Source organism: Brevundimonas sp. GW821-FHT09G01, assembly GCF_059416065.1.
In genome coordinates this window covers 264,369-284,269 of sequence record NZ_JBWKOL010000005.1, presented here as the reverse complement: position 1 = coordinate 284,269, position 19,901 = coordinate 264,369, and the positions used below count along the sequence as shown (strand labels likewise).

Sequence of the window (19,901 nt, the reverse complement as noted above, 5' to 3'; positions counted from 1 at the left end):
GCCGCCGCGCCGGAATAGTCCGCCGTGTCGATGCCGTTTCCGCCGTCCAGCAGGTCGTTGCCCCCGCCGCCGGTCAGGGTGTCGTCGCCGTCCATACCCCGCAGGAAGTCGTTGTCGTTTCCGCCGTCGAAGCGGTCGGCGTTCTGGCTACCCCAGAGATAGTCGGAACCGCCCCGGCCGAAGACGATGACGCCGTCGGTTGTATGGATGTTGGAGGCGAAGACGGTGTCATCGAAGTCGGTGAGGATGAGCCGCTCGATCGACTGGAAATTGTCGCCTTCGGCATCGCCGCCATTGCCGGTCAGGATCATCAAACCAGCCTGTGCGCCGCTGGGCACCGTGGCGAAGTTGATCGTAATCCCGCCTGAGGCGAAGGTCGCCTCGGAATAGTCGAGCGTATCGAATCCGTTTCCGCCTTGGCCGAAATCGGCTCCGCCGCCGCCGACCAGGACATCGTCGCCGTCACCGCCGTAAAGATAGTCTTTGTCAGCGCCGCCGTTGAGGTAGTCGTCGCCGCCATCGCCGTACAGCCAGTCGATGCCCGCGCCGCCGTTGACGACGTCATTGCCCGCGAAGATCGCGCCGGCGGCGTCCCGGTCCGCGTAGATGACATCGGAACCATCGCCCGCCGAGATGACGTCGCCGCCGGCGCCGGCTTCGATCCAGTCATTGAAGGCGGTGCCGGTGATGGTGTCGGCGCCGGCGGAGCCCGCGAAATACTGGCCGCCGCCCGCGCCGACGATCAGCACGATGTCGTCGAAGCGCAGCCGTTCGATCCCCGTCAGGGTGTCCGTGCCGTCCGGCCCGGTGACCGTGGTCACGCCCGCGTTGGTCGACACCGTATAGGCCGAGGACAGACCGGCGAAGACCGCCGTATCCACGCCCTGGCCGCCGGTGATGGTGTCATTGCCCAGGCCGCCGGTGATCACGTCATTGCCGGAGCCGCCGTCGATCGAATCGACCTCAGCGGTGCCGACGAGGGTGTCGGCGTTCGGCGTGCCGGTGATCGTGTTGACGATCGGCGCGCCGGCCGTGTCGTACAGGCCGTCGGCGAAGCGCAGCCGTTCGATCCCCGTCAGGGTGTCCGTGCCGTCCGGTCCGGTCACCGTGGTCACGCCCGCGGTCGTGCTGAGGGTGTAGGCCGAGCGATTGCCCGAGAACACGGCGGTGTCGGTGCCGATGCCGCCGTCCACGACGTCATTGCCCGCGCCGCCGTTGACGGTGTCGTCGCCGTCGCCGGCGTTGATCTGGTCGTTGAAGGCGGTGCCGGTCAGGGTGTCGGCGTTTGCCGTGCCCGTGAACAGCTGGCCGCCGCCGGCGCCCACGATCAGGGTGCCGTCCGAGAAGCGCAGGTATTCGACAGTGGTCAGGGTGTCCGTGCCGTCGGGGCCGGTCACCGTGGTCGTCGCGCCGTTGGTCACGACGGTCGACTGGGCCATCGTGCCGCTGAAGACGGCGGTGTCGTTGCCCTGGCCGCCGTCGATCGTGTCGTTGCCGGCGCCGCCGGTGATGACGTCGTCCCCGCCCAGGCCGTTGATCACGTCCGCGTTCCCCGTGCCGACGAGGGTGTCGGCGTTGGCCGTCCCGTCGATGGAGGCGGTGGTGATCGGGTTGCCCGCGATGTCGAACAGGCCGTTGGCGAACTGCAGCCGTTCGACGTTGGTCAGGGTGTCCGTGCCGTCCGGCCCGGTGATGGTGGTCACGCCGGAGCTGGTGCTGATCGTATAGGCGGAGCGGTCGCCCGAGAACACGGCGGTGTCGACGCCGTCTCCGCCGTTCAGCGTGTCATTCTCGCCGCCGCCGTTCAGGATGTCGTTGTCCGCGCCGCCGTTCAGCGTGTCCTTGCCGGTTCCCCCGGTCAGAACGTCCGCGCCCGCGTCGCCGTTGAGCTCGGACCCCGCCAGCGTGGTGGGAACGACCTCCTGGTTCGGGATGGAAACATGCAGCGTATAGCTGCTGCCCGCGACGGGAGCCCCCGAGTTGAAGGTTCCGTTGCCGTTGTTGCTCAGCCACAGGCCGACCTGGATGTAGTAGGTGCCGCCCACGGGGAAGACGTAGGTCAGCTGCGCATCCCTTTCCGCGCCGTCGACGACGGAGCCGTCATCGTTGTTCGCCAGCGGGGTGCCGGCGCCGTCGAACAGACGCAGGGTCGAATCGAAGTTGGCGTTGTCGATATCGAAGGTCACCGCGACATTCGTGCCGTTGACCGTGAAGGCGTAGTACTCGACGCCGCCATGGGCCGTCGCGACCACTGTCGCATGGGGAATGGTCGTCGAGTTGGCGACATCGTCCCGGCTCCGAATGTCGAACCCGCCGGCGAGAGACACCGCGGTCCCGATCGTCGCGTTCGCCGTGGATTGACCCTTCACGATATCGGGGGCGCCGCCGCCCTCGCCCGGCGCGCCGGCGAACAGCTGGTCGTCGCCGCCGCCGCCATAGATGGTATCGGCGCCGCCCCCGCCGCGCAGGATGTTCGCGTTGGAGTCGCCGGTGAGGGTGTCGGCCTGGGCCGTTCCGGTCACGTTCTCGACGCCGGAGAGCGTATCGGCGCCGGCGCCGCCGGTCGCGAGTCCGGTGGCCAGATTGACCGTGATCCCGGACCGGGCGCCCGAATAGTCCGCCGTGTCGATGCCGTTGCCGCCGTTCAGCGTGTCGTTGCCCAGGCCGCCGATGAGGATATCGGAGCCTTCGCCGCCGTTCAGGATGTCGACGCCCGAACCTCCGTCCAGATAGTCGTCGCCGTCCAGGCCGTTCACGGTGTCATTGCCGCCCAGACCGCCCAGGGTGTCGCCCAAGGCCGTGCCCGAGATGGTCTCATTGGTGGCGTCGCCGCCGACGATCAGGCCGCCGGTCGGCGCCGCCGCGATGGTCATGTCGGAGAACTGAAGGAATTCGACGTTGGTGACCGTCACCGCGGCCTGGCCCGTCGCCGTCACCGTGCCGACCCGGCCGTTCCAGGTGATGGTGTAGCTGGACCGCGCGCCCGAGAAGACGACCGTGTCGCTGCCCAGGCCGCCGTCGATCACGTCGGCGCCGCCGTTGCCGCGAATGATGTTGTCGGCCGAGTTGCCGCGGATGGTGTCCGCGCCCGTGCCGCCGATGACGTTTTCGATCACCGCGCCCAGGGCGATCGAGACGTTGCCGATCATGCCGCCCACGCTCGAGAAGGCGCCCTGACGCAGGTCGATGACCTGGGCGACGGTGTAGCCCGAGAAGTCGAAGGTGTCGGTGCCGCCGGCGTCCCAGACGCAGAAGATCAGCGGGCTGGACGAGGTGGTGGCCGAGAACCACGGCATGCCGGCGTTGGAGTTGAAGCCGTAGGTGTTGTCGCCGGTCCGGGTGGTGGTGTTGGCGCCGTACAGGCGCTGGGCCGCGGCGATATCGTCCATCAACGGCGCCGAGGCGAAATGCTGCGTCCCGCCCAGCCGGAAATCGGCGCCGGTTTCCTGCTCACGGAAATAGCTCATCACCGTGTACTGGCGCGAATCCTCGAAATAGATCGCGTTGGCGCCATAGGTGATGCTCTGCCCCGCGCTGGCGTTGTAGGTCGCCGGGTGGCTGAGGCCGATGGCGTGGCCGATTTCGTGCAGCAGGGTCTGGGTGCCGTAGCCGTAGAGCACCGGAGCGGCGTTGTAGGACAGCGAGTTGTTGACCCAGACATCCCCCTGCACCGCGCTCGCGCCTGAGAAGCCCGGCGACGTGCCCGGCAGGTAGGCGAAGGCCGCCGCGCCGTCCTGGCCCGACGAATAGTTGCCGAACAGGATGGTGGCGTTGTTCGAATAGTTGCTTCCCGGGTCGGTGACCTGGGTGAAGGTGATGTTGGCCACATCGGACCAGGCCGCCAGCGACTGGAGGGTCGCCGCGATCTGCTGCGCCGAGAACTGGCTGAAGCCCGTGGTGTCGGTCGGCATGGTCGGCGCGGACACACGGAAGGCGAAGGTGACCGTGGCCGCCTGGCCCAGGCCCGCGGCCCAGCTGTTGTTGGTGCGGGTGATCTGGGAGCCCGCGTCGGTGGTCGACAGGGACGGCTTGTTGTTCGTGCTGCCGACGACGCCGCGATCGTCGCCGTTCAGGAGCGCGCCGAGACCGCCGCCGTCACCGGTGGCGTTCGCGCCGTGGAACCGCATGCAGCAGGCGCACGGCTGATAGTTCGAGATCCCGCCGAACAACGAGTTCGCCGTAGACCCGCCGCCCTCGACGAACCGCGTACCTCCCCCGACCGAGCCGTTGTCGGAACCTCCGGCGTCCAGAAGACCCGAGCGACCGGCGGTGAAGGTATCAAACATGTGGCGTCCCCCAATGAACTTTCACGCAACCTAACGCGCTGCGAGCATACGACAAGCGTAACAGCGTGAGGTCGACCGTCACAAAAGCTCCCCTTGTCCAAAAGACGCGCCCTGCGATAGGACCACCCGTCGGCGTCATCGAGCCGCGTCATGCTGATTTTGAAGGCCGTCGCCCCAAAGGGCGCGCGGGGCCGACACTGGAGACCACATGAGAAAAACCGCCCTGATCACTGGGGTCACCGGCCAGGACGGCTCGTATCTTGCTGAATTCCTGCTTGAGAAAGGCTACAGCGTCCACGGCATCAAGCGCCGGTCGTCGATGTTCAATACCGACCGCGTGGACCACATCTATCAGGACCTGCACGATGCGGACGTGCGGTTCCAGATGCATTTCGGCGATCTGACCGACACCTCGAACCTGGTGCGCATCATCCAGGAGGTGCAGCCGGACGAAATCTACAACCTCGGCGCCCAGAGCCACGTGGCCGTGAGCTTCGAGACGCCGGAGTACACCGCCGACGTCGACGCGCTGGGCACGCTGCGGCTGCTGGAGGCGATCCGCCTGCTGGGGCTGGAGAAGAAGACAAAGTTCTATCAGGCCTCGACCTCGGAACTTTACGGCCTGGTGCAGGAGCCGATCCAGTCGGAGACCACGCCCTTCTACCCGCGCAGCCCCTACGCCGTGTCCAAGATGTTCGCCTACTGGATGTGCGTGAACTACCGCGAGGCCTACGGAATCTTCGCCTGCAACGGCATCCTGTTCAATCACGAGAGCGAGCGGCGCGGCGAGACCTTCGTCACCCGCAAGATCACCCGCGGCCTGGGCGAGATCGCCCAGGGGCTGAGCGACTGCCTGTACCTGGGCAATATGGACGCCCTGCGCGACTGGGGTCACGCCAAGGACTACGTCCGCATGCAGTGGATGATGCTGCAGCAGGACACCCCGGATGACTACGTCATCGCCACCGGCAAGCAGTACAGCGTGCGCCGGTTCGTCGAGGTCTCGGCGGCCCGCATCGGCGTGACCCTGCGCTGGGAAGGCCAGGGCGTGGACGAGATCGGCGTGGTCGAAAGCGTCGACCCGGCCCAGGCCGTGACCCGCTGCCCCGCCATCAAGCCGGGCCAGACCATCGTCCGCGTCGATCCGCGCTACTTCCGTCCGACCGAGGTGGAGACCCTGCTGGGCGATCCGTCCAAGGCCAAGGCCCAGCTGGGCTGGGAGCCGGAGATCACCTTCGAGGAGATGGTCGACGAGATGATGGAGGCCGACCTGCTGGCCGCCCGCAAGGCCGTGCTGCTCAAGACCGCCGACTGGAGCTGACCGCCTTGGATCCCTTCGTTCGCCTGGACGGTACCACGCAACGCCGCGAGGACAATCGCGGCTGGCTGGAGGTGCTGTACGAGAGCGACGCCATGGTGCTGAAGCGCTCGTTCTCGAGGCGGGGCGTCTTCCGCGGCCTGCACGTGCAGCAGGCGCCCTCGCCCCAGACCAAGGTCATCCGCGTCGTCGAGGGGGCCATCGTCGACGTGGTCGTCTCGATGGACGATCCGGCCCGCGAACTGAAGACCACGACCCTGACCCCCGCCGACGGCTGGGTGCGCATCGACGCCGAATACGCCCACGGCTTCTATGCGCTGGAAGACACCCTCTTTGAGTATGTCTGCGACGGCGGGTACGATGAGGCGTCGGAGGAGGCGTTCTCGATCGCCGACCGCCTGCCCGCCCTGCTGGGCGTGGAGACGGTGATCCTGTCGGACAAGGACCGGGCGGCCCCGCCCCTGCCGGCACCCGGAGCAGAATGATGACCAAGCTTTCCCTGATCACCGCCAGCTACAACAGCGCCCGCACCATCGGCGACACCCTGCGCTCGGTGAACAGCCAGACCCTCGGGGATTTCGAGTATCTGGTCATCGACGGCGGCTCCAAGGACGACACCATGGAGATCGTGGCCCGCGAAGGCCGGCGCGTCACCTCGGCGGTGTCGGAGCCCGACAAGGGCATCTTCGACGCCTACAACAAGGGGCTGGCCCGCGCGCGCGGCGAGGTCATCGGCTTCCTCAACTCCGACGACTTCTACGCCTCGGACACGGTGCTGGCCGAGGTGATGGCGGCGTTCGAGGACGAGACCGTGGACGTCGTCTACGGCGACCTGACCTATGTCGATCCGGTCGATACGGCGAAGATCGAACGGGTCTGGCGCTCGCGTCCGCCGACCAAGGCCAACATCGCGCGCGGCCATCATCCGGCCCATCCGACGCTGTTCCTGCGGCGCCGGGTCTATGATCAGGCGGGCGTGTTCGACCTCGGATACCGCCAGGCGGGCGATGTCGAGTTCATGATGCGGGTCTTCCAGACGCTGGACCTGAAATGGATCCATATCCCCGGCATCATGGTGCGCATGCGCTCGGGCGGCGCGACCGGCGGAGACATGGCCAGCATCATGCGCCAGAACCGCGCCGTGCGTCAGGCCCAGCGCGACCTGGGCATCCGCTATCCCCTGGCCGGCTTCGCCTTCCACAAGATCGTCGATCGCGTGCAGCAGCGGCTGCGCGGACGAATGGCGACGTCATGATCGACGGCAAGCGCGTTCTCGCGATCATTCCGGCGCGCAAGGGCTCCAAGGGCCTGCCGCTGAAGAACATCCGGCCGCTGGCGGGCAAGCCCCTGCTGGCCTGGCCGATCGCCGCCGCGCGCGCCTCGGCCCACGTCGACCGGGTGATCATCTCGACCGACGACCAGGGCTTCGCCGATATCGCCGTCGCCCACGGCGCCGACGCCCCCTTCCTGCGCCCGGCCGAACTGGCCAGCGACACGGCCCCCTCCATCGGCTTCATCCTGCACGCCGTCGATACGCTGGCGGCGGCGGGCGACGCCTATGACTATGTCGTCCTGCTGGAGCCGACCTCGCCGCTGACCGAGGGTTCGGACGTGGACGCGGCGCTGACCCAGCTGGCCGCCGCCGACGCGGACGCCATCGTCGGCGTCTCGAAGCTGGAAGCCGCGCACCCCGCCTTCGCCGTGCGCAAGGACGACGAGGGGGCGATCACCCCCTATGCTGCGGCCAGCTTCGGCGAGATGCCGCGCCGGCAGGATATCGAGCCGCTGTTCGTGCTGGACGGCGCCCTTTATGTCTCGACCGTCGACGCCCTGCGGCGCGAGCGGGGCTTCTGTCATGCCCGTACGCTCGGCTATGAGAGCGCGCGGCACAAGGCGCACGAGGTCGATGACCTGGTCGACTTCATCTGCATTGAGGCGATCGCCTCGAACCTTGATACGATCCTCGAAGAAGGCCGGGCCTCCCCCTCCGGCACGGAATGACCATGCGCAAATGCACCCGCTGCCTGACCCCCGAGACGGTCGACACCATCACCTATGACGACGAGGGCGTTTGCTCTGTCTGCCGTCAGGTCCAGTTCAAGCAGGACAAGATCGACTGGGCCGATCGCCAGCGCCAGCTGGACGAGATCGTGGCCGCCCACAAGGGCAAGGGCCTGTACGACTGCATCGTCCCCTATTCGGGCGGCAAGGACTCGGTCTTCCAGCTCTATTACATCATCAAGGTGCTGAAGCTTAAGCCGCTGGTGGTCCGCTACAACCACTGGGGCTATCGCCCGCTGGTCGAGGACAACAACACCTCGGTCTTCAAGCAGCTGGGCTGCGACGTGGTCGAGTTCACGCCGAATTTCCACGTCGTGCGTGAGCTGATGCTGGAGAGCTTCAAGCGCCGCGGCGACTTCTGCTGGCACTGCCACACCGGCATCTATTCGGGCGTCATGCACATGGCCGTCCGCTTCGAGGTCCCGCTGCTGTTCTGGGGCGAGAGCACGGCCGAGTACCACAGCTGGTACACCTTCGAGGAGATGGAGGAGGTCGACGAGAAGCGCTTCAACCGCCTGATGAACCAGGGGATCACGGCGGACGACATGTACGAATTCCTGCAGGGGCGCGTGGAGCGCCGCGACCTGTGGATGTTCGACTATCCCAAGCGCAAGGACCTGATCAAACTGAAGGTCCAGTCGATCTGCCTGGGCAACTACATCGAGTGGGACACCAAGGCGAACGTCGAGCTGATCAAGAAGGAACTGGGCTGGAAGGGCCAGGAAGTCGAGGGCGTGCCGCCCGAGTACGACTACGAGAAGATCGAGTGCACCTTCCAGGGCATGCGCGACTGGTCCAAATACGTGAAGCGCGGCTACGGCCGGGCCAACCACCTGCTGTCGATCGACATCCGCAACGGCCGCAAGACGCGCGAAGAGGCGCTGGAGATCGAGGCCAAGTATGACGGCAAGCGCCCGGCCTCGATGGACTGGTTCCTGCAGCACCTACAGATCAGCGAGGACGAGTTCTACGACATCCTGGCCCCGCACCAGGTCCACCCGTGGAAGTTCGACCGCAAGAACCTGGAGACCGGCAACGTCATGCCGGACTTCGACAAATGGGACCGCACCGACCTGAGCGATCTCAAGGTCGGACCGCCCAAGGCCGCGGAGTGAACGCCCGATGACCATCGCCATCATCGACTACGGCATGGGCAACGTCCGTTCACTGATGAACGCGTTCGAGTACATCGGCGAGGACGCGGTGGTCACCGCCGACTTCGATGAGCTGGAAGAGGCGGACCGGCTGGTCCTGCCCGGCGTCGGCGCCTTTGGGGACGCCATGGCCGCCATCGACGCCAAGAAACTGCGTCCCGTGCTGAACCGGCTGGCGCTGGAGGTGAAGAAGCCGGTGCTGGGCGTCTGCCTGGGCATGCAGCTGTTCGCCAAGCGCAGCCTGGAGCACGGGGTCCACGACGGGCTGGGCTGGCTGGACGCCGAGATCCGCCCGCTGGAGGTCCTGCCGCCCGCCAAGGTGCCGCACGTCGGCTGGAACGCCGTCTCGTTCGCCCCGGACGAATGGCTGTTCAAGGGCCTGCCCTCGGGCGAGAGCGACTACTATTTCGTCCACTCCTTCCACATGGTCTGCGCCGATCCGGCGGACGTGGCCGGAACCTGCGACCACGGCGGCCCGTTCACCGCGGCGGTGCGGCGCGGCAATCTGGTCGCGGCCCAGTTCCACCCGGAAAAGAGCCAGGACAACGGCCTGCAGCTTCTGCAGAATTGGCTGGCGCACGAGTTCTGATGCTCAAGAAACGGATCATCCCGAAATTCCTGATCCGCGGCGGCCGTCTGGTGAAGATGCGCCGGTTCCACGACGATCAGCGCGAGGCCGGCAACCCGGTCTCGACGGCCAAGGTCTATGACTCCTACGGCGTGGACGAGCTGATCTTCGTCGACATCGACGCCTCGGCCGAGGGCCGGGTTGTGACGGGCAACATCATCGAGCGGGTGGCTGAAGAGGTCTTCGTGCCCCTGACCGCCGGCGGCGGCGTGACCACCCTGGCGCAGATCGAGGCCCTTCTGAAAAGCGGCGCCGACAAGGTCAGCATCAACTCCGCCGCCATCGAGAACCCGGACTTCGTCACCCAGGCCGCCAGCCGGTTCGGCGACCAATGCATCGTGGTGTCCATCGACTACAGGGCCGACGAGTCCGGCCGGAAGCGCGTCTTCGGGCGCGGCGGCACGACCGAGACCGGCCACGACCCCGTCGAGTTCGCCCAGCGGATGCAGGACCTGCACGCCGGCGAGATCCTGATGTCGTCCATCGACCGGGACGGGATGATGAACGGCTATGACCTGGAGCTGATCAACGACCTGTCGGACAAGCTGTCGATCCCGCTGATCGCCTCGTCGGGCGCCGGCAGCCTGGACGACTGCAAGTCGGCGCTGGACGCCGGGGCCTCGGCGATCACCATCTCGTCGATGTTCATCTTCACCGACCACAGCCCGATCAAGGTGCGCACCTATCTGGCCACCAACGGGGTGTACGTCCGGAACCAGAAGGGCAGTCGTTCGTGACCGGGCTCACCGCGCTGAGCGTGGAGCGTCTGGTGAGCGATCCTGCGAGCAGCGCCGGGGTCGTGATGCAGAGCATCGCCCGCAACGTGAGCGCCGAATGGCCGCTCTATTCGGTGCTGGCCGCGGCGCTGGTGGTGGTCGCTGTCGTCGACATCGTGCAGCGGCGCAAGGCGCTGTCGAAATACGGATCGCGCAACGCCCGCACCGACATGCTGTACGGGCTGTTCGAGCTCAGCCACATCCAGGCGCTGATCGTGATCGCGCCGGTGGCCGCCTCCCTCAACGGCTACGTCGACGCGCTGGCGCCGTGGCTGAGACTGGACCAGGCGACGCAGGCGCCGGCTTGGGCGATCCTGATCGTCAGCCTGCTGGCGGCCGACTTCTGCGGCTACTGGATCCACCGCTTCAAGCACGAAAACCGCTGGCTGTGGCAGTTCCACAAGGTGCACCATTCGCAGGAGCATCTGACCATCTTGACCCATTTCCGCTTTCCGCTGCTGGACCGGTTCCTGGATTTCCTGCTGCTCTTCCCCTTGGGCGTCATCACCGGGTCGGCGGAACTGCCCCTGGTCCTCCTGCTGCTCAGGGTGTGCCGCTCGATGCTTGAGCATTCGGGACTGGACTGGACCTATGGGCCGCTGGGACTGCTCGTCGTGTCGCCCTCCTTCCACGGCGTGCACCATTCGCGCGCGCCGGAGCACATCAACCGCAACTACGGGAACCTGCTGACTGTCTGGGACCGGATGTTCGGCACGGTAGCCGAACGCGGAACGGAGCCGCTGAAATACGGACTGGCCCATGAGCGTGTGCCCGAGTGCTTCTGGCGCCAGAACCTCGCTCCCGTGGTCGGCATCGTCCGGCTGATCCGGAACAAGCCTTTTCCGGGTCCGAAGGAGGCGGCCCAGCCGCGTCTCGAGCACTGCTTCAGCCTTGTGGCCAACAAAGGCGGGGCCGACTGATGTCCCTGACCATCGTCATGTACCACTATGTCCGTGACCTGGCCCGGTCCCGCTATCCGGCGATCAAGGGGCGGACGACCGAGGCCTTCCGGGGCCAACTGGACCACATCGGCGCGAACTACGAGGTCGTGACCACCCAGCAGATCCTGGCCGCGCGGCGCGGCGACGAGCGCCTGCCGGACAACGCCTGCTGGCTGACCTTCGACGACGGCTATCTGGACCACTACCAGAACGTCTTCCCCCTGCTGGACGAGCGCGGCTGGCAGGGGACCTTCTTCCCGCCGGCCCAGCCCATCCTGGAGGGCCGCCTGCTGGACGTGAACCGGATCCACTTCATCCTCGCCTCGGAGCCGGACGCCACCAAGCTGGTCGTCTTGCTGCACGAGGCGGTGGAGCAGGCGCGGGAGGCCGGCGCGGCGCTTCGTCCGTGGCAGGACTATGTGGACGAGTTCATGGGCGAGTGTCACCTCGACACGCCCGAGGTGCTGTTCATCAAGCTGATGCTGCAGACCGGCCTGCCCGAAGCGGTGCGCAACGACATCTGCGACACCCTGTTCGCGCGCATCGTCAGCGCGGACGAGGCGGCCTTCGCGGCGGAACTGTACATGTCGACCGACCAGGCGCGGACCATGATGCGCGCCGGCATGACCTTCGGGAGCCACGGCTACAGCCACCAGTGGCTGTCCTCCATGACGCCGGAGGAGCAGGCGCGCGACATCGACCGGTCGCTGGACTTCCTGGGTGAGCTGGGCGTGCCCAAGGCCGACTGGTCGATCTGCTATCCCTACGGCGGCTACAACCGCGATACGCTCGACATCGTGCGGGCCCGCGGCGGGGCGCTGGGCGTGACGACGCGGGACGCGGTGGCGGATCTGGCGGTCGATGATCCGCTGGAGCTGCCGCGCGTCGACACCATCCACCTGCCGGTGGCCTGAAGCGGAGACGGCGATGACCACGCGGATCGCGATGAGCCTGACGCCGGACCTGCTGGCCGCCTATGTCGCACGGCAGGTGAGCCACAATTTCCCCGACGGCGAGGTGTCGGTCGATGACCTGCGCCCGGCCATGCCGAGGGCGCTGGAACGGCTCGAGCACTGCTTCAGCCGCGTGGACAACAAATACTTCTTCGACGGCGGGCAGGCGCGGTTCAGCCACCTGCACGGCGACCAGTACGCCATGTGGCTGTACCTGCTGTCGAACGAGCTGTTCCGGCAGAAGGCGCCGGCGGACCTGTGCGCCAAGCTGTTCCTGCTGAACAAGGCCATGCACGGCTGCGACATCTTCTACGAGGTCGAGCTGCCCAGCATCTTCCTGCTGGTCCACCCCCTCGGGACGGTGCTGGGGCGGGCGAACTACAGCGACTATTTCGTCAGCTACCAGCGGGTCGGCGTGGGTTCCAACCACGATATCTATCCGACCTTCGGCGAGCATGTGACGCTGCGGCCCGGGGCCGCCGTGCTGGGCGACTGCACAGTCGGACGCCAATGCCAGATCGGCACCGAATCCCTGCTGATCGACCGCGATCTGCCGGACAACAGCCGGTACATAGGCACGCCCGGGACCGCCGTTGTCAGGCGTGAGGAAACCTTCTACCCGTTGTGGCGGGATCGATCCGACGACACCCGCGGCGACATCTGATCCGCGACCTGTTCAGGAGACCCCATGGACGCCATCACCACCGGCTCGGCCAGCGACCTCGGCGTTTCGGTCGAGGAGATCGCGGCCTTCTACGACCTGCACTGGCCCCGGAAGATGGCGCTGGGCCTGCCCGAGTTCGCGCGCTGGCAGTTCGTCTCGGCGCCGGAACAGAACGACCTCTGCTCGGTCTGCGTGTCGGTGTCCGGCTCAAACATCATCGGGGCGATGGGCCTGCACGAGCACAGCTTCATGCTGGGCGGAGAGCGCCGCCGCGCCGCCGAACTGACCACCTGGATCGTGTCCCCCGAGGCCAAGGGCAAGGGCCTGGGGCCGCGCATGCTGGACCACCTGCAGTCGACCTATGACGTGATGCTGGGCAGCGGCATCAGCGATGAGGCGCTGAACGTCTATCTGCGCAAGGGCTTCAACTACTGGCGCTACATCCCGCGCTTCTTCCGCGTCTGGGACACCGAGGCCGTCACCCCGTACAGCAACATCGCGCCGCTGGGCCTCAAGCTGGCCCGGCACCGCGCCGACGCCGTCACCCCGGATGAAGGCGGCGCCCGTCTGGTCGCGGCGGCCGACGTGGCCGTTCCGGATCGCGGGCTGGCCGACAAGAACGGCTACGTCCGGGACGCCGCCCACCTCGGCTGGCGATACGACCGGCACCCCGTCTACACCTATGAGACCTATGCGATCGGCAAGGCGCACGTGATCCTGCGCCGCGACGCCCTGCCCGGCATGCCCTTCGCCCATGTGGTCGAGATCGGCGCCGAGGCCGAAGAGATGCCGGCGGTCCTGTCGTTCCTGGAGTTCTACGCCCGGGACCGGGGCCTGGCGGCCATGGACTTCACCTGCACCTCGTCGGGCTTCGGCCGTCACTTCATCGCGGCCGGCTGGTTCTCGTCGGTGGACGAGCCGATGTTCGCCTTCCTGAGCCTGTTCCATCCGCCCGAACTGCGCGACCCGCAGACGACCTCGCTGATCTACTGGGCCCGCGACGCCCAGGCCGAATTGGCGGATCTGGGCCGGATGCATGTGGTCAAGGGCGATCTCGACCTCGACCGCCCGACCCTGGCCTACTATCAAACCAACGGCCTAGAGCCGCGGTAAGCTTCTCCCCCTTCGCACCGCCCCCCTCCCCTCGCGCGCAAGTCTGATGTCCGTCATCCCCACCAAGACCGAATCCGGAACCCCGCTGGGGAATGCCGAAGCCGATTTCGCCGCCCTGCGCGAGCGCCTGCACCGGGCGATCCCCGGGGGCGCCCACACCTATTCGCGCGGGGACGACCAGTTTCCGTCGATCGCGCCGCCGGTGCTCAGCAAGGGCAAGGGCGCCTATGTCTGGGACACCCACGGCAACAGATATCTCGACTACGGCATGGCGCTGCGGGCGGTGACCATCGGCTATGCGGACGAGCGGGTGAATGCGGCCGCCATCCGGCAGATCGAGAACGGCGTGAACCTGACCCGCGCCACCGAGATCGAGCTGGAGGCGGCCGAGCTGATCTGTGACCTGATCCCCTGCGCGGAGATGGTGAAGTTCGGCAAGAACGGCTCGAACGTCACCACCGCGGCGGTGAAGATCGCCCGCGCCTACACCGGCCGCCGCTACGTCTGCGTGCCGCGCCAGCATCCCTTCTTCTCGTTCGACGACTGGTTCATCGGCGTCACCGCCATCAAGCGCGGCACGCTGGAAGATCACGCGGCCACCACCCTGGTCTTCGACTACAACGACATGGGCTCGCTGAAGGCCCTGTTCGACCAGTATCCGGACCAGATCGCGGCGGTGATGCTGGAGCCGTCGACCCACATCTGGCCGCACGGCGCGGACGGCGCCCTGGGCGATGCGCCGACGCCGGACCGGGCGGCCGCAAGCCACGCCGGCGGCTTCCTGCATCAGGTGCGCGACCTGGCCCACGCCAACGGCGCCCTGTTCATCCTGGACGAGATGATCACCGGCTTCCGCTGGAACCTGCGCGGGGCGCAGGAGGTGTTCGGCATCGAGGCGGACCTGGCCACCTACGGCAAGGCCATGGCCAACGGCTTCTCGCTGGCCGCCGTGGTCGGCAAGCGCGAGTTCATGCAGGTCGGCTCCATCGACAAGCCGGGCATGGAGCGGACCTTCCTGCTGTCCTCGACCCACGGCGCCGAGATGCCGGCGCTGGGCGCCTTCGTCGAAGCGACGCGGATCAACGCCGCCGAGGACGTGCCCGCCCACCTGTGGGCCTACGGCGCGAAGCTGAAAGCGGGCCTCGCCGAGGTCGCGGGCCGTCACGGCCTGCAGGACCACGTCTTCATGGAAGGTCCGGCGGTGTCGCTGAACTATGTGACCCGCGACGCCTCGGGCGCGCCGTCCCTGCCCATGCGCACCCTGTTCGCGCAGGAGATGCTGAAGCGCGGCGTGATGATGCCGTGGCTGGCCATCTCGCAGGCGCATGGCGAGACCGAGCTGGCCCTGACGCTGGAGGCCTTCGACGGCGCGCTGGGCGTCTACAAGCAGGCGCTGGACGCGGGCGTCGAGACCCAGCTGAACGGCCCGGCGATCAAGCCGGTCTTCCGGACGCACAACTGATGACCGACACCCCGACCTTCGCCGCCGCGCGGCTGGACGGCCAGGTCGCCCTGGTCACCGGCGGCGCGGGCATCCTGGGCCGGCTGTTCTGCCGGGCGCTGGCCGAGGCGGGCGCGCAGGTGGCCGTGGTCGATCTGTTCGAGGACGCGGCGAAGACCGCCGCCGCCGAGATCGGCGAGGCCGCCGCGGGCTTCGGCTGCGACGTCTCCGACCCGGCTTCGGTGCAGGCGGCGGTGGATGCGGTCATGGCGCGGTTCGGCCGGATCGACGTGCTGGTCAACAACGCCGCCACCAAGACCGCCGACGTACGCGCCTTCTTCGAGCCGTTCGAGACCTACAGCCTGGAGGTCTGGCGCGAGGTGATGAGCGTCAACATCGACGGCATGTTCCTGATGGCCCAGGCCGTCGGCAAGGAGATGCTGAAAGCCGGGCGCGGCGGGCGGGTGATCCAGACGGCCTCCATCTACGGCCTGGTCGGCCCCGACAGCCGCATCTACGAGGGCTCGGACTATCTGGGCGGACCGATCAACACCCCGGCGGTCTATTCGGCCTCCAAGGCGGCGGTGGTCGGCCTGACCAAATGGCTGGCGACCCACTGGGCCGACAAGGGCATCCGCGTGAACTGCCTGGTCCCCGGCGGCGTCTCCAGCGGCCAGAACTCCGTGTTCGGAGACAAATACTCCGCCCGCGTCCCAATGGGCCGGATGGCCCGGGGCGAGGAGATGGCCCCGCCGCTGCTGTTCCTGGCCAGCGAGGCCTCGTCCTATGTGACCGGTCAGGTGCTGGCCGTCGACGGCGGATGGACCGCCTGGTGAGCGGCGCGGTCACCCTGCCCCGGCTTCACCGGGACTTCTATCTGGTCGTCGTGAAGCTGATGGACGTGGCCGCGCGCGCGGGCTTCGTCATCACCGCGACCTACGGGCTGCGCGTCGATCAGGCGGGCCAGTTCGGCCTGATCGCGACCTTGGTCGGCCTGTTCGCCTTCGCCTTCAATTTCGAGCGGCACATCGACATCCAGCGCCGGTCGGCGGGCGAGCCGCATGCGGTCATGGACCGCATGGTGGTCCAGGCGTTGAAATTCTTCGCGTTCAACTGGGCTCTTATGGTCCCGCTGTTCATCGTGGCGGTGGCGTTGTGGACCCACGCCCCGTGGCCCGTGCTGCTGCTGGCGACCGTGGTCGTCGTCGGCGAGCATCTGTCGAACCAGGCCTATCAGTACGCCCTCATCGACACACGCTACGCGCCCCTGCTGGTGATCGTCGCCCTGAAGAACGCGGCGCTGGCGGCCCTGGCGTTGGGCGTGGCGCTGTTCATGCGGGACGCCTTCGACCTGAGCTTCGTCATCACGGCCTGGGCCATCGGCGCCGTCGCCTGCACCCTGATGCTGGCCGCCGGCTTCCTGCGCATCCGCAATGCGGCCCCGAAGACGACGGCCTTCAATCTGAAGACCGACATCCTGGGTCAGCACCGCGCCTCCATGACCCATTTCCTGATCGGCCTGATCGCCATCCTGGTGCTGCAGTTCGACCGTCTGGCGGTCGGGGGCCTGCTGTCGCTGGAACAGACCGGGGTCTATTTCCGCCACGCGCTGCTGATCTCGCTGGCCTATCAGCTGTTCAGCATCGCCTCCTTCAACCGCATCACGCCGACCGTCTTCGCCGCCGCCAAGACCGAGTCCAACAGGACCCTGATCCGCATCGTTCTGAAGGAGTACGCCCGCACCCTGATCGGCGCGCCCCTGCTGTTCGCGGGACTGTGGGCCGCCGACCGGCTGACGGGCGGCGTCTGGACGGCGCGCTTCCATATCGAACTGGGTCTTGTGGCTGTCATGTTGCTGGGCTTCATGCTGCGCGGCGCGGCCGACTTCCCGGCCATGATCATGAACGCCAAACACCTGGAGAAGCTGGTGCTGCACCGTCAGGCCATCGCCTTCGCGATCGGCGGCGCCCTGCTGGTGGGCCTGACCCACCTGTGGGGCCTGTGGGGGGCGGCGGCGGCCATGGTCGCGACCAGCGCCCTGTACGCGACCCTGAACTGGATCGCCCTGCGCCGGCTGCCCGACCTGCAGGCCCCGGCGGGCGCCGCATGAAGATTCTGATCACCGGTTCAAGCGGTTTCGTCGGCAAGGCCCTGCTGGAGCGGCTCGTCGCCGAGGGGCACGAGGTTCGCGGCCTGTCGCGCGGCGACCGGCCGATGTCGCTGAAGGGCGACCTGATGGATCCGGCCTCGCTGGCCGCCGCCCTGGAGGCCTTCCGCCCCGAGGTGGTGTTCAACCTGGCGGCCGAGACGGACCTGAAGGGCCCGCCCAAGAACGGCTATCGCGCCAACACCGACGGCGTGACCCATCTGATCGAGGCCGTCGCGGCGGCGCCGTCCGTCCAGCGCGTGATCTGGATGTCGTCGCAGCTGGTGCATCGTCCGGGGAACACGCCGACCTCTGACACGGACTACGATCCGATCGGCGGCTACGGCGAGTCCAAGGCCGAGGGCGAGCGCCGCGTGCGCGCCGCCGACGGCGCGGGCCGCACCTGGGTGATCACCCGCTCGACCACCATCTGGGGGCCGGGCATGAGCCCCTATTACACCGGCATGTTCCGGCTGATCCGGCGCGGCCTGTACTTCCACGTCGGGGGACGGCCGCTGCGGAAGTCCTATTCCTACATCGATAATCTGACGGCCCAGCTGGCGACCTTGGCCACGGCGTCGGCTGACGCGGTCCATCGCCGCACCTTCTATCTGGCCGACAGCGAGCCGGTGGAGCTGCGGGCCTGGGCCGACGGCTTCGCCGAGGCCTTCGGCAAACGCATCTTCACCCTGCCCCTCCCTGTCGCCCGGGCGATGGCGATGGTAGGCGACGGGGCGTCCCGCCTCGGCCTCCCCGCGCCGCTGACCACCGCCCGATTGAAGAACATGCTGACCGAATACCTCTACGACACCGCCCCGATCGAGGGCGTCCACGGCGTGACGACCGTTTCCAACGCCGAAGGCGTGCGCCGCACCGCAGAGTGGTTCCTGCGCGGAGACGCGGCGTGAACCACGTTCTGATTTTCGCGATCTTCCGCACGGAAGCCTGGTGGGCCCATGTCGGGCGCCATCTGGGCGTCGACCGGGTCACGGTCCTGACCGACACGCGTGGGCGCGGCGACCGCTCGGTCACCGATGACTTCTACGCCGCCTATCGCCGCTTCCTGAAGGCGGACGTCCACGAGTCGGACCTGGTCGCCCGGGATGAGGTTCGGGACGCCATCGCCCGCTGCCGGGTGCTGCGCTGGCTTCCCGAACGCCAGGCCACGGCCATGGTCCTGGGCATGGCGCAGGCCATGGACCAGGCGCTGGCGGCGCTGGCGCCTGACTCCATCGTCAGCCTGCCCATCGACAGCTACGTCACCGACATGCTGGAACGGCGCGCCCGCGCGCGCGGAATCCCCTATTTCGAACTGACCGCGGGCACCCTGCCGGGGCTGAGCATGCTGCTGCATCGCGGCGCGCTGGTCACCACCGAGGGCGCGCCGGACGAGGAGGAGGTCGCGGCGCGATCCGCGGAAATCTCCAACCCGGAGTTCGCGCCGATCTATGTGCAGAACGCCCGCACCTTCACCCGCGCCAAATTCCATCGGGTCCAGGCCTATTTCCAGCTTCGCGCGTGGGCCTTCAACCTGCTGGCCCGGGCGGCGCGCGACCCGCTGAATCTGCGCGCGCTCGATAGCCAGACCTGGCTGGGTCACAAGGCCCGAGCCTCGGATGTGCGCGTCCTGTCGATGATCGACCACGACTGGCAGGAAAGACTGGCGGCCTTCCCCCGGGAGCGCCGCGTCCTGTTCGGGCTGCAGATGTTCCCCGAAGCGTCCATCGACTACTGGATCGATGACCTGCGGCTGATCCGGCAAGAGGACATGCTGCTGGAGCTGGCGCGGCGTCTGTCGGACGCCGGCTTCCAGATCGTGGTCAAGGATCACCCGCTTCAGTTCGGCTTCCGCCAGACGGCGCTGCTCGAGGCGCTGCAGGCGATCCCGAACGTGGTGCTCGTCCCCTACGAGGTCACCGGCAACGCGATGCTGGCCCAGTGCGGCGTCAGCGTGACGGCGACCGGCACCCTGGGCCTGCAGGCGGCCCTGCTCGGCAACACCTCCATCGCGGGGCAGGCCTACTACGTCGTCGAGGACGATTTCGTCGTCCTGCGGACGTGGGAGGATCTGGCGACCGTGCCGGACCGGCTGCTCAACGATGCGCCGATGGACTCCGTCGAGGCCCGGCGCGCGCGGATCATCCGCCACGTCCTGAAGGGCAGTTTCGACGGGCCGTTCATGTCCCTGTTCGGCTTCAAGGCGGATGCGCCGAACGACGAGGTGACGCAGATGGGCCGCGAACTCGGACGCCGCATGCGTCTGGTCGGCCCGGAGGGCGAGGACTGGCACGGCAAGGTCGGCGCCGCCCGCGTCGGCGGCCATGCCGGCTCGCCGCTCGGCGGCCCGGAAGGCCGGTTGTGAACTTGACCCGCGACTGCGGCATTGGTTAGAGCCTGAGCGGCTCCAGCGCATTTCGCGC

General features: G+C 67.6%; 17 protein-coding genes. 16 read left to right on the top strand and 1 reads right to left on the bottom strand.

What is annotated here, in order from left to right:
* Positions 1 to 4,286: M10 family metallopeptidase C-terminal domain-containing protein (locus AC07NB_RS12135; RefSeq protein ID WP_494571159.1), on the bottom strand; the 4,286-nt coding region annotated here is incomplete at its 3' end.
* Between the two features lie 208 nt (positions 4,287 to 4,494).
* On the opposite strand from AC07NB_RS12135, the gene gmd reads away from it, so the two are divergent.
* The 16 genes from gmd to AC07NB_RS12055 are packed head-to-tail and all read left to right on the top strand — an operon-like array spanning position 4,495 to position 19,843.
* The gene (gmd, locus tag AC07NB_RS12130) at positions 4,495 to 5,607 is read left to right on the top strand and encodes a GDP-mannose 4,6-dehydratase (RefSeq protein ID WP_492312301.1); all 1,113 of its coding nucleotides are present in this window, start codon (positions 4,495 to 4,497) and stop codon (positions 5,605 to 5,607) included.
* A 5-nt stretch (positions 5,608 to 5,612) separates the two neighbouring features.
* Positions 5,613 to 6,089, top strand: coding sequence for a dTDP-4-dehydrorhamnose 3,5-epimerase family protein (locus tag AC07NB_RS12125; RefSeq protein WP_291832360.1), 477 nt, complete (start codon positions 5,613 to 5,615; stop codon positions 6,087 to 6,089).
* Entirely contained in the window at positions 6,089 to 6,859 is a 771-nt protein-coding gene (locus AC07NB_RS12120) for a glycosyltransferase family 2 protein (RefSeq protein WP_494571158.1), read from the top strand. The genes AC07NB_RS12125 and AC07NB_RS12120 overlap by 1 nt, the downstream gene beginning before the upstream one ends.
* Positions 6,856 to 7,605 (top strand): acylneuraminate cytidylyltransferase family protein, encoded by a 750-nt coding sequence (locus tag AC07NB_RS12115; protein WP_494571157.1) that lies wholly within the window; start codon positions 6,856 to 6,858, stop codon positions 7,603 to 7,605. Before AC07NB_RS12120 ends, AC07NB_RS12115 begins: the two co-directional genes overlap by 4 nt.
* Before the next feature lie 2 nt (positions 7,606 to 7,607).
* A complete protein-coding gene (locus tag AC07NB_RS12110; RefSeq protein ID WP_291832353.1) occupies positions 7,608 to 8,780 on the top strand; it encodes an N-acetyl sugar amidotransferase in 1,173 nt (390 codons plus the stop codon).
* A 7-nt stretch (positions 8,781 to 8,787) separates the two neighbouring features.
* Positions 8,788 to 9,408 carry an imidazole glycerol phosphate synthase subunit HisH gene (hisH, locus tag AC07NB_RS12105; protein WP_492312298.1) on the top strand — a complete coding sequence of 207 codons (621 nt, stop codon included), beginning with the start codon at positions 8,788 to 8,790 and terminating at the stop codon, positions 9,406 to 9,408.
* Positions 9,408 to 10,184 (top strand): imidazole glycerol phosphate synthase subunit HisF, encoded by a 777-nt coding sequence (gene hisF, locus AC07NB_RS12100; RefSeq protein ID WP_492312297.1) that lies wholly within the window; start codon positions 9,408 to 9,410, stop codon positions 10,182 to 10,184. The genes hisH and hisF overlap by 1 nt, the downstream gene beginning before the upstream one ends.
* 32 nt (positions 10,185 to 10,216) lie before the next feature.
* On the top strand, positions 10,217 to 11,143 hold the full coding sequence (locus tag AC07NB_RS12095; RefSeq protein WP_291832347.1) for a sterol desaturase family protein: 927 nt from the start codon (positions 10,217 to 10,219) through the stop codon (positions 11,141 to 11,143).
* The gene (locus tag AC07NB_RS12090) at positions 11,143 to 12,078 is read left to right on the top strand and encodes a polysaccharide deacetylase family protein (protein WP_494571156.1); all 936 of its coding nucleotides are present in this window, start codon (positions 11,143 to 11,145) and stop codon (positions 12,076 to 12,078) included. The genes AC07NB_RS12095 and AC07NB_RS12090 overlap by 1 nt, the downstream gene beginning before the upstream one ends.
* Positions 12,079 to 12,091: 13 nt before the next feature.
* Positions 12,092 to 12,781 (top strand): LbetaH domain-containing protein, encoded by a 690-nt coding sequence (locus AC07NB_RS12085; RefSeq protein ID WP_494571155.1) that lies wholly within the window; start codon positions 12,092 to 12,094, stop codon positions 12,779 to 12,781.
* A 24-nt stretch (positions 12,782 to 12,805) separates the two neighbouring features.
* Complete coding sequence (locus AC07NB_RS12080; protein WP_492312294.1) at positions 12,806 to 13,894, top strand: GNAT family N-acetyltransferase; 1,089 nt, start codon at positions 12,806 to 12,808, stop codon at positions 13,892 to 13,894.
* 46 nt (positions 13,895 to 13,940) lie between these two features.
* The gene (locus tag AC07NB_RS12075; RefSeq protein WP_492312293.1) at positions 13,941 to 15,356 is read left to right on the top strand and encodes a glutamate-1-semialdehyde 2,1-aminomutase; all 1,416 of its coding nucleotides are present in this window, start codon (positions 13,941 to 13,943) and stop codon (positions 15,354 to 15,356) included.
* Entirely contained in the window at positions 15,356 to 16,171 is an 816-nt protein-coding gene (locus AC07NB_RS12070) for an SDR family oxidoreductase (RefSeq protein ID WP_291832337.1), read from the top strand. The genes AC07NB_RS12075 and AC07NB_RS12070 overlap by 1 nt, the downstream gene beginning before the upstream one ends.
* Entirely contained in the window at positions 16,156 to 17,445 is a 1,290-nt protein-coding gene (locus AC07NB_RS12065; RefSeq protein WP_492312292.1) for a lipopolysaccharide biosynthesis protein, read from the top strand. Before AC07NB_RS12070 ends, AC07NB_RS12065 begins: the two co-directional genes overlap by 16 nt.
* Positions 17,442 to 18,389: an NAD-dependent epimerase/dehydratase family protein gene (locus AC07NB_RS12060; protein ID WP_494571154.1), complete on the top strand. Its 948-nt coding sequence runs from the start codon at positions 17,442 to 17,444 to the stop codon at positions 18,387 to 18,389. Before AC07NB_RS12065 ends, AC07NB_RS12060 begins: the two co-directional genes overlap by 4 nt.
* Complete coding sequence (locus AC07NB_RS12055; RefSeq protein ID WP_291832331.1) at positions 18,386 to 19,843, top strand: capsular polysaccharide export protein, LipB/KpsS family; 1,458 nt, start codon at positions 18,386 to 18,388, stop codon at positions 19,841 to 19,843. Before AC07NB_RS12060 ends, AC07NB_RS12055 begins: the two co-directional genes overlap by 4 nt.
* Positions 19,844 to 19,901 lie beyond the last annotated feature (58 nt).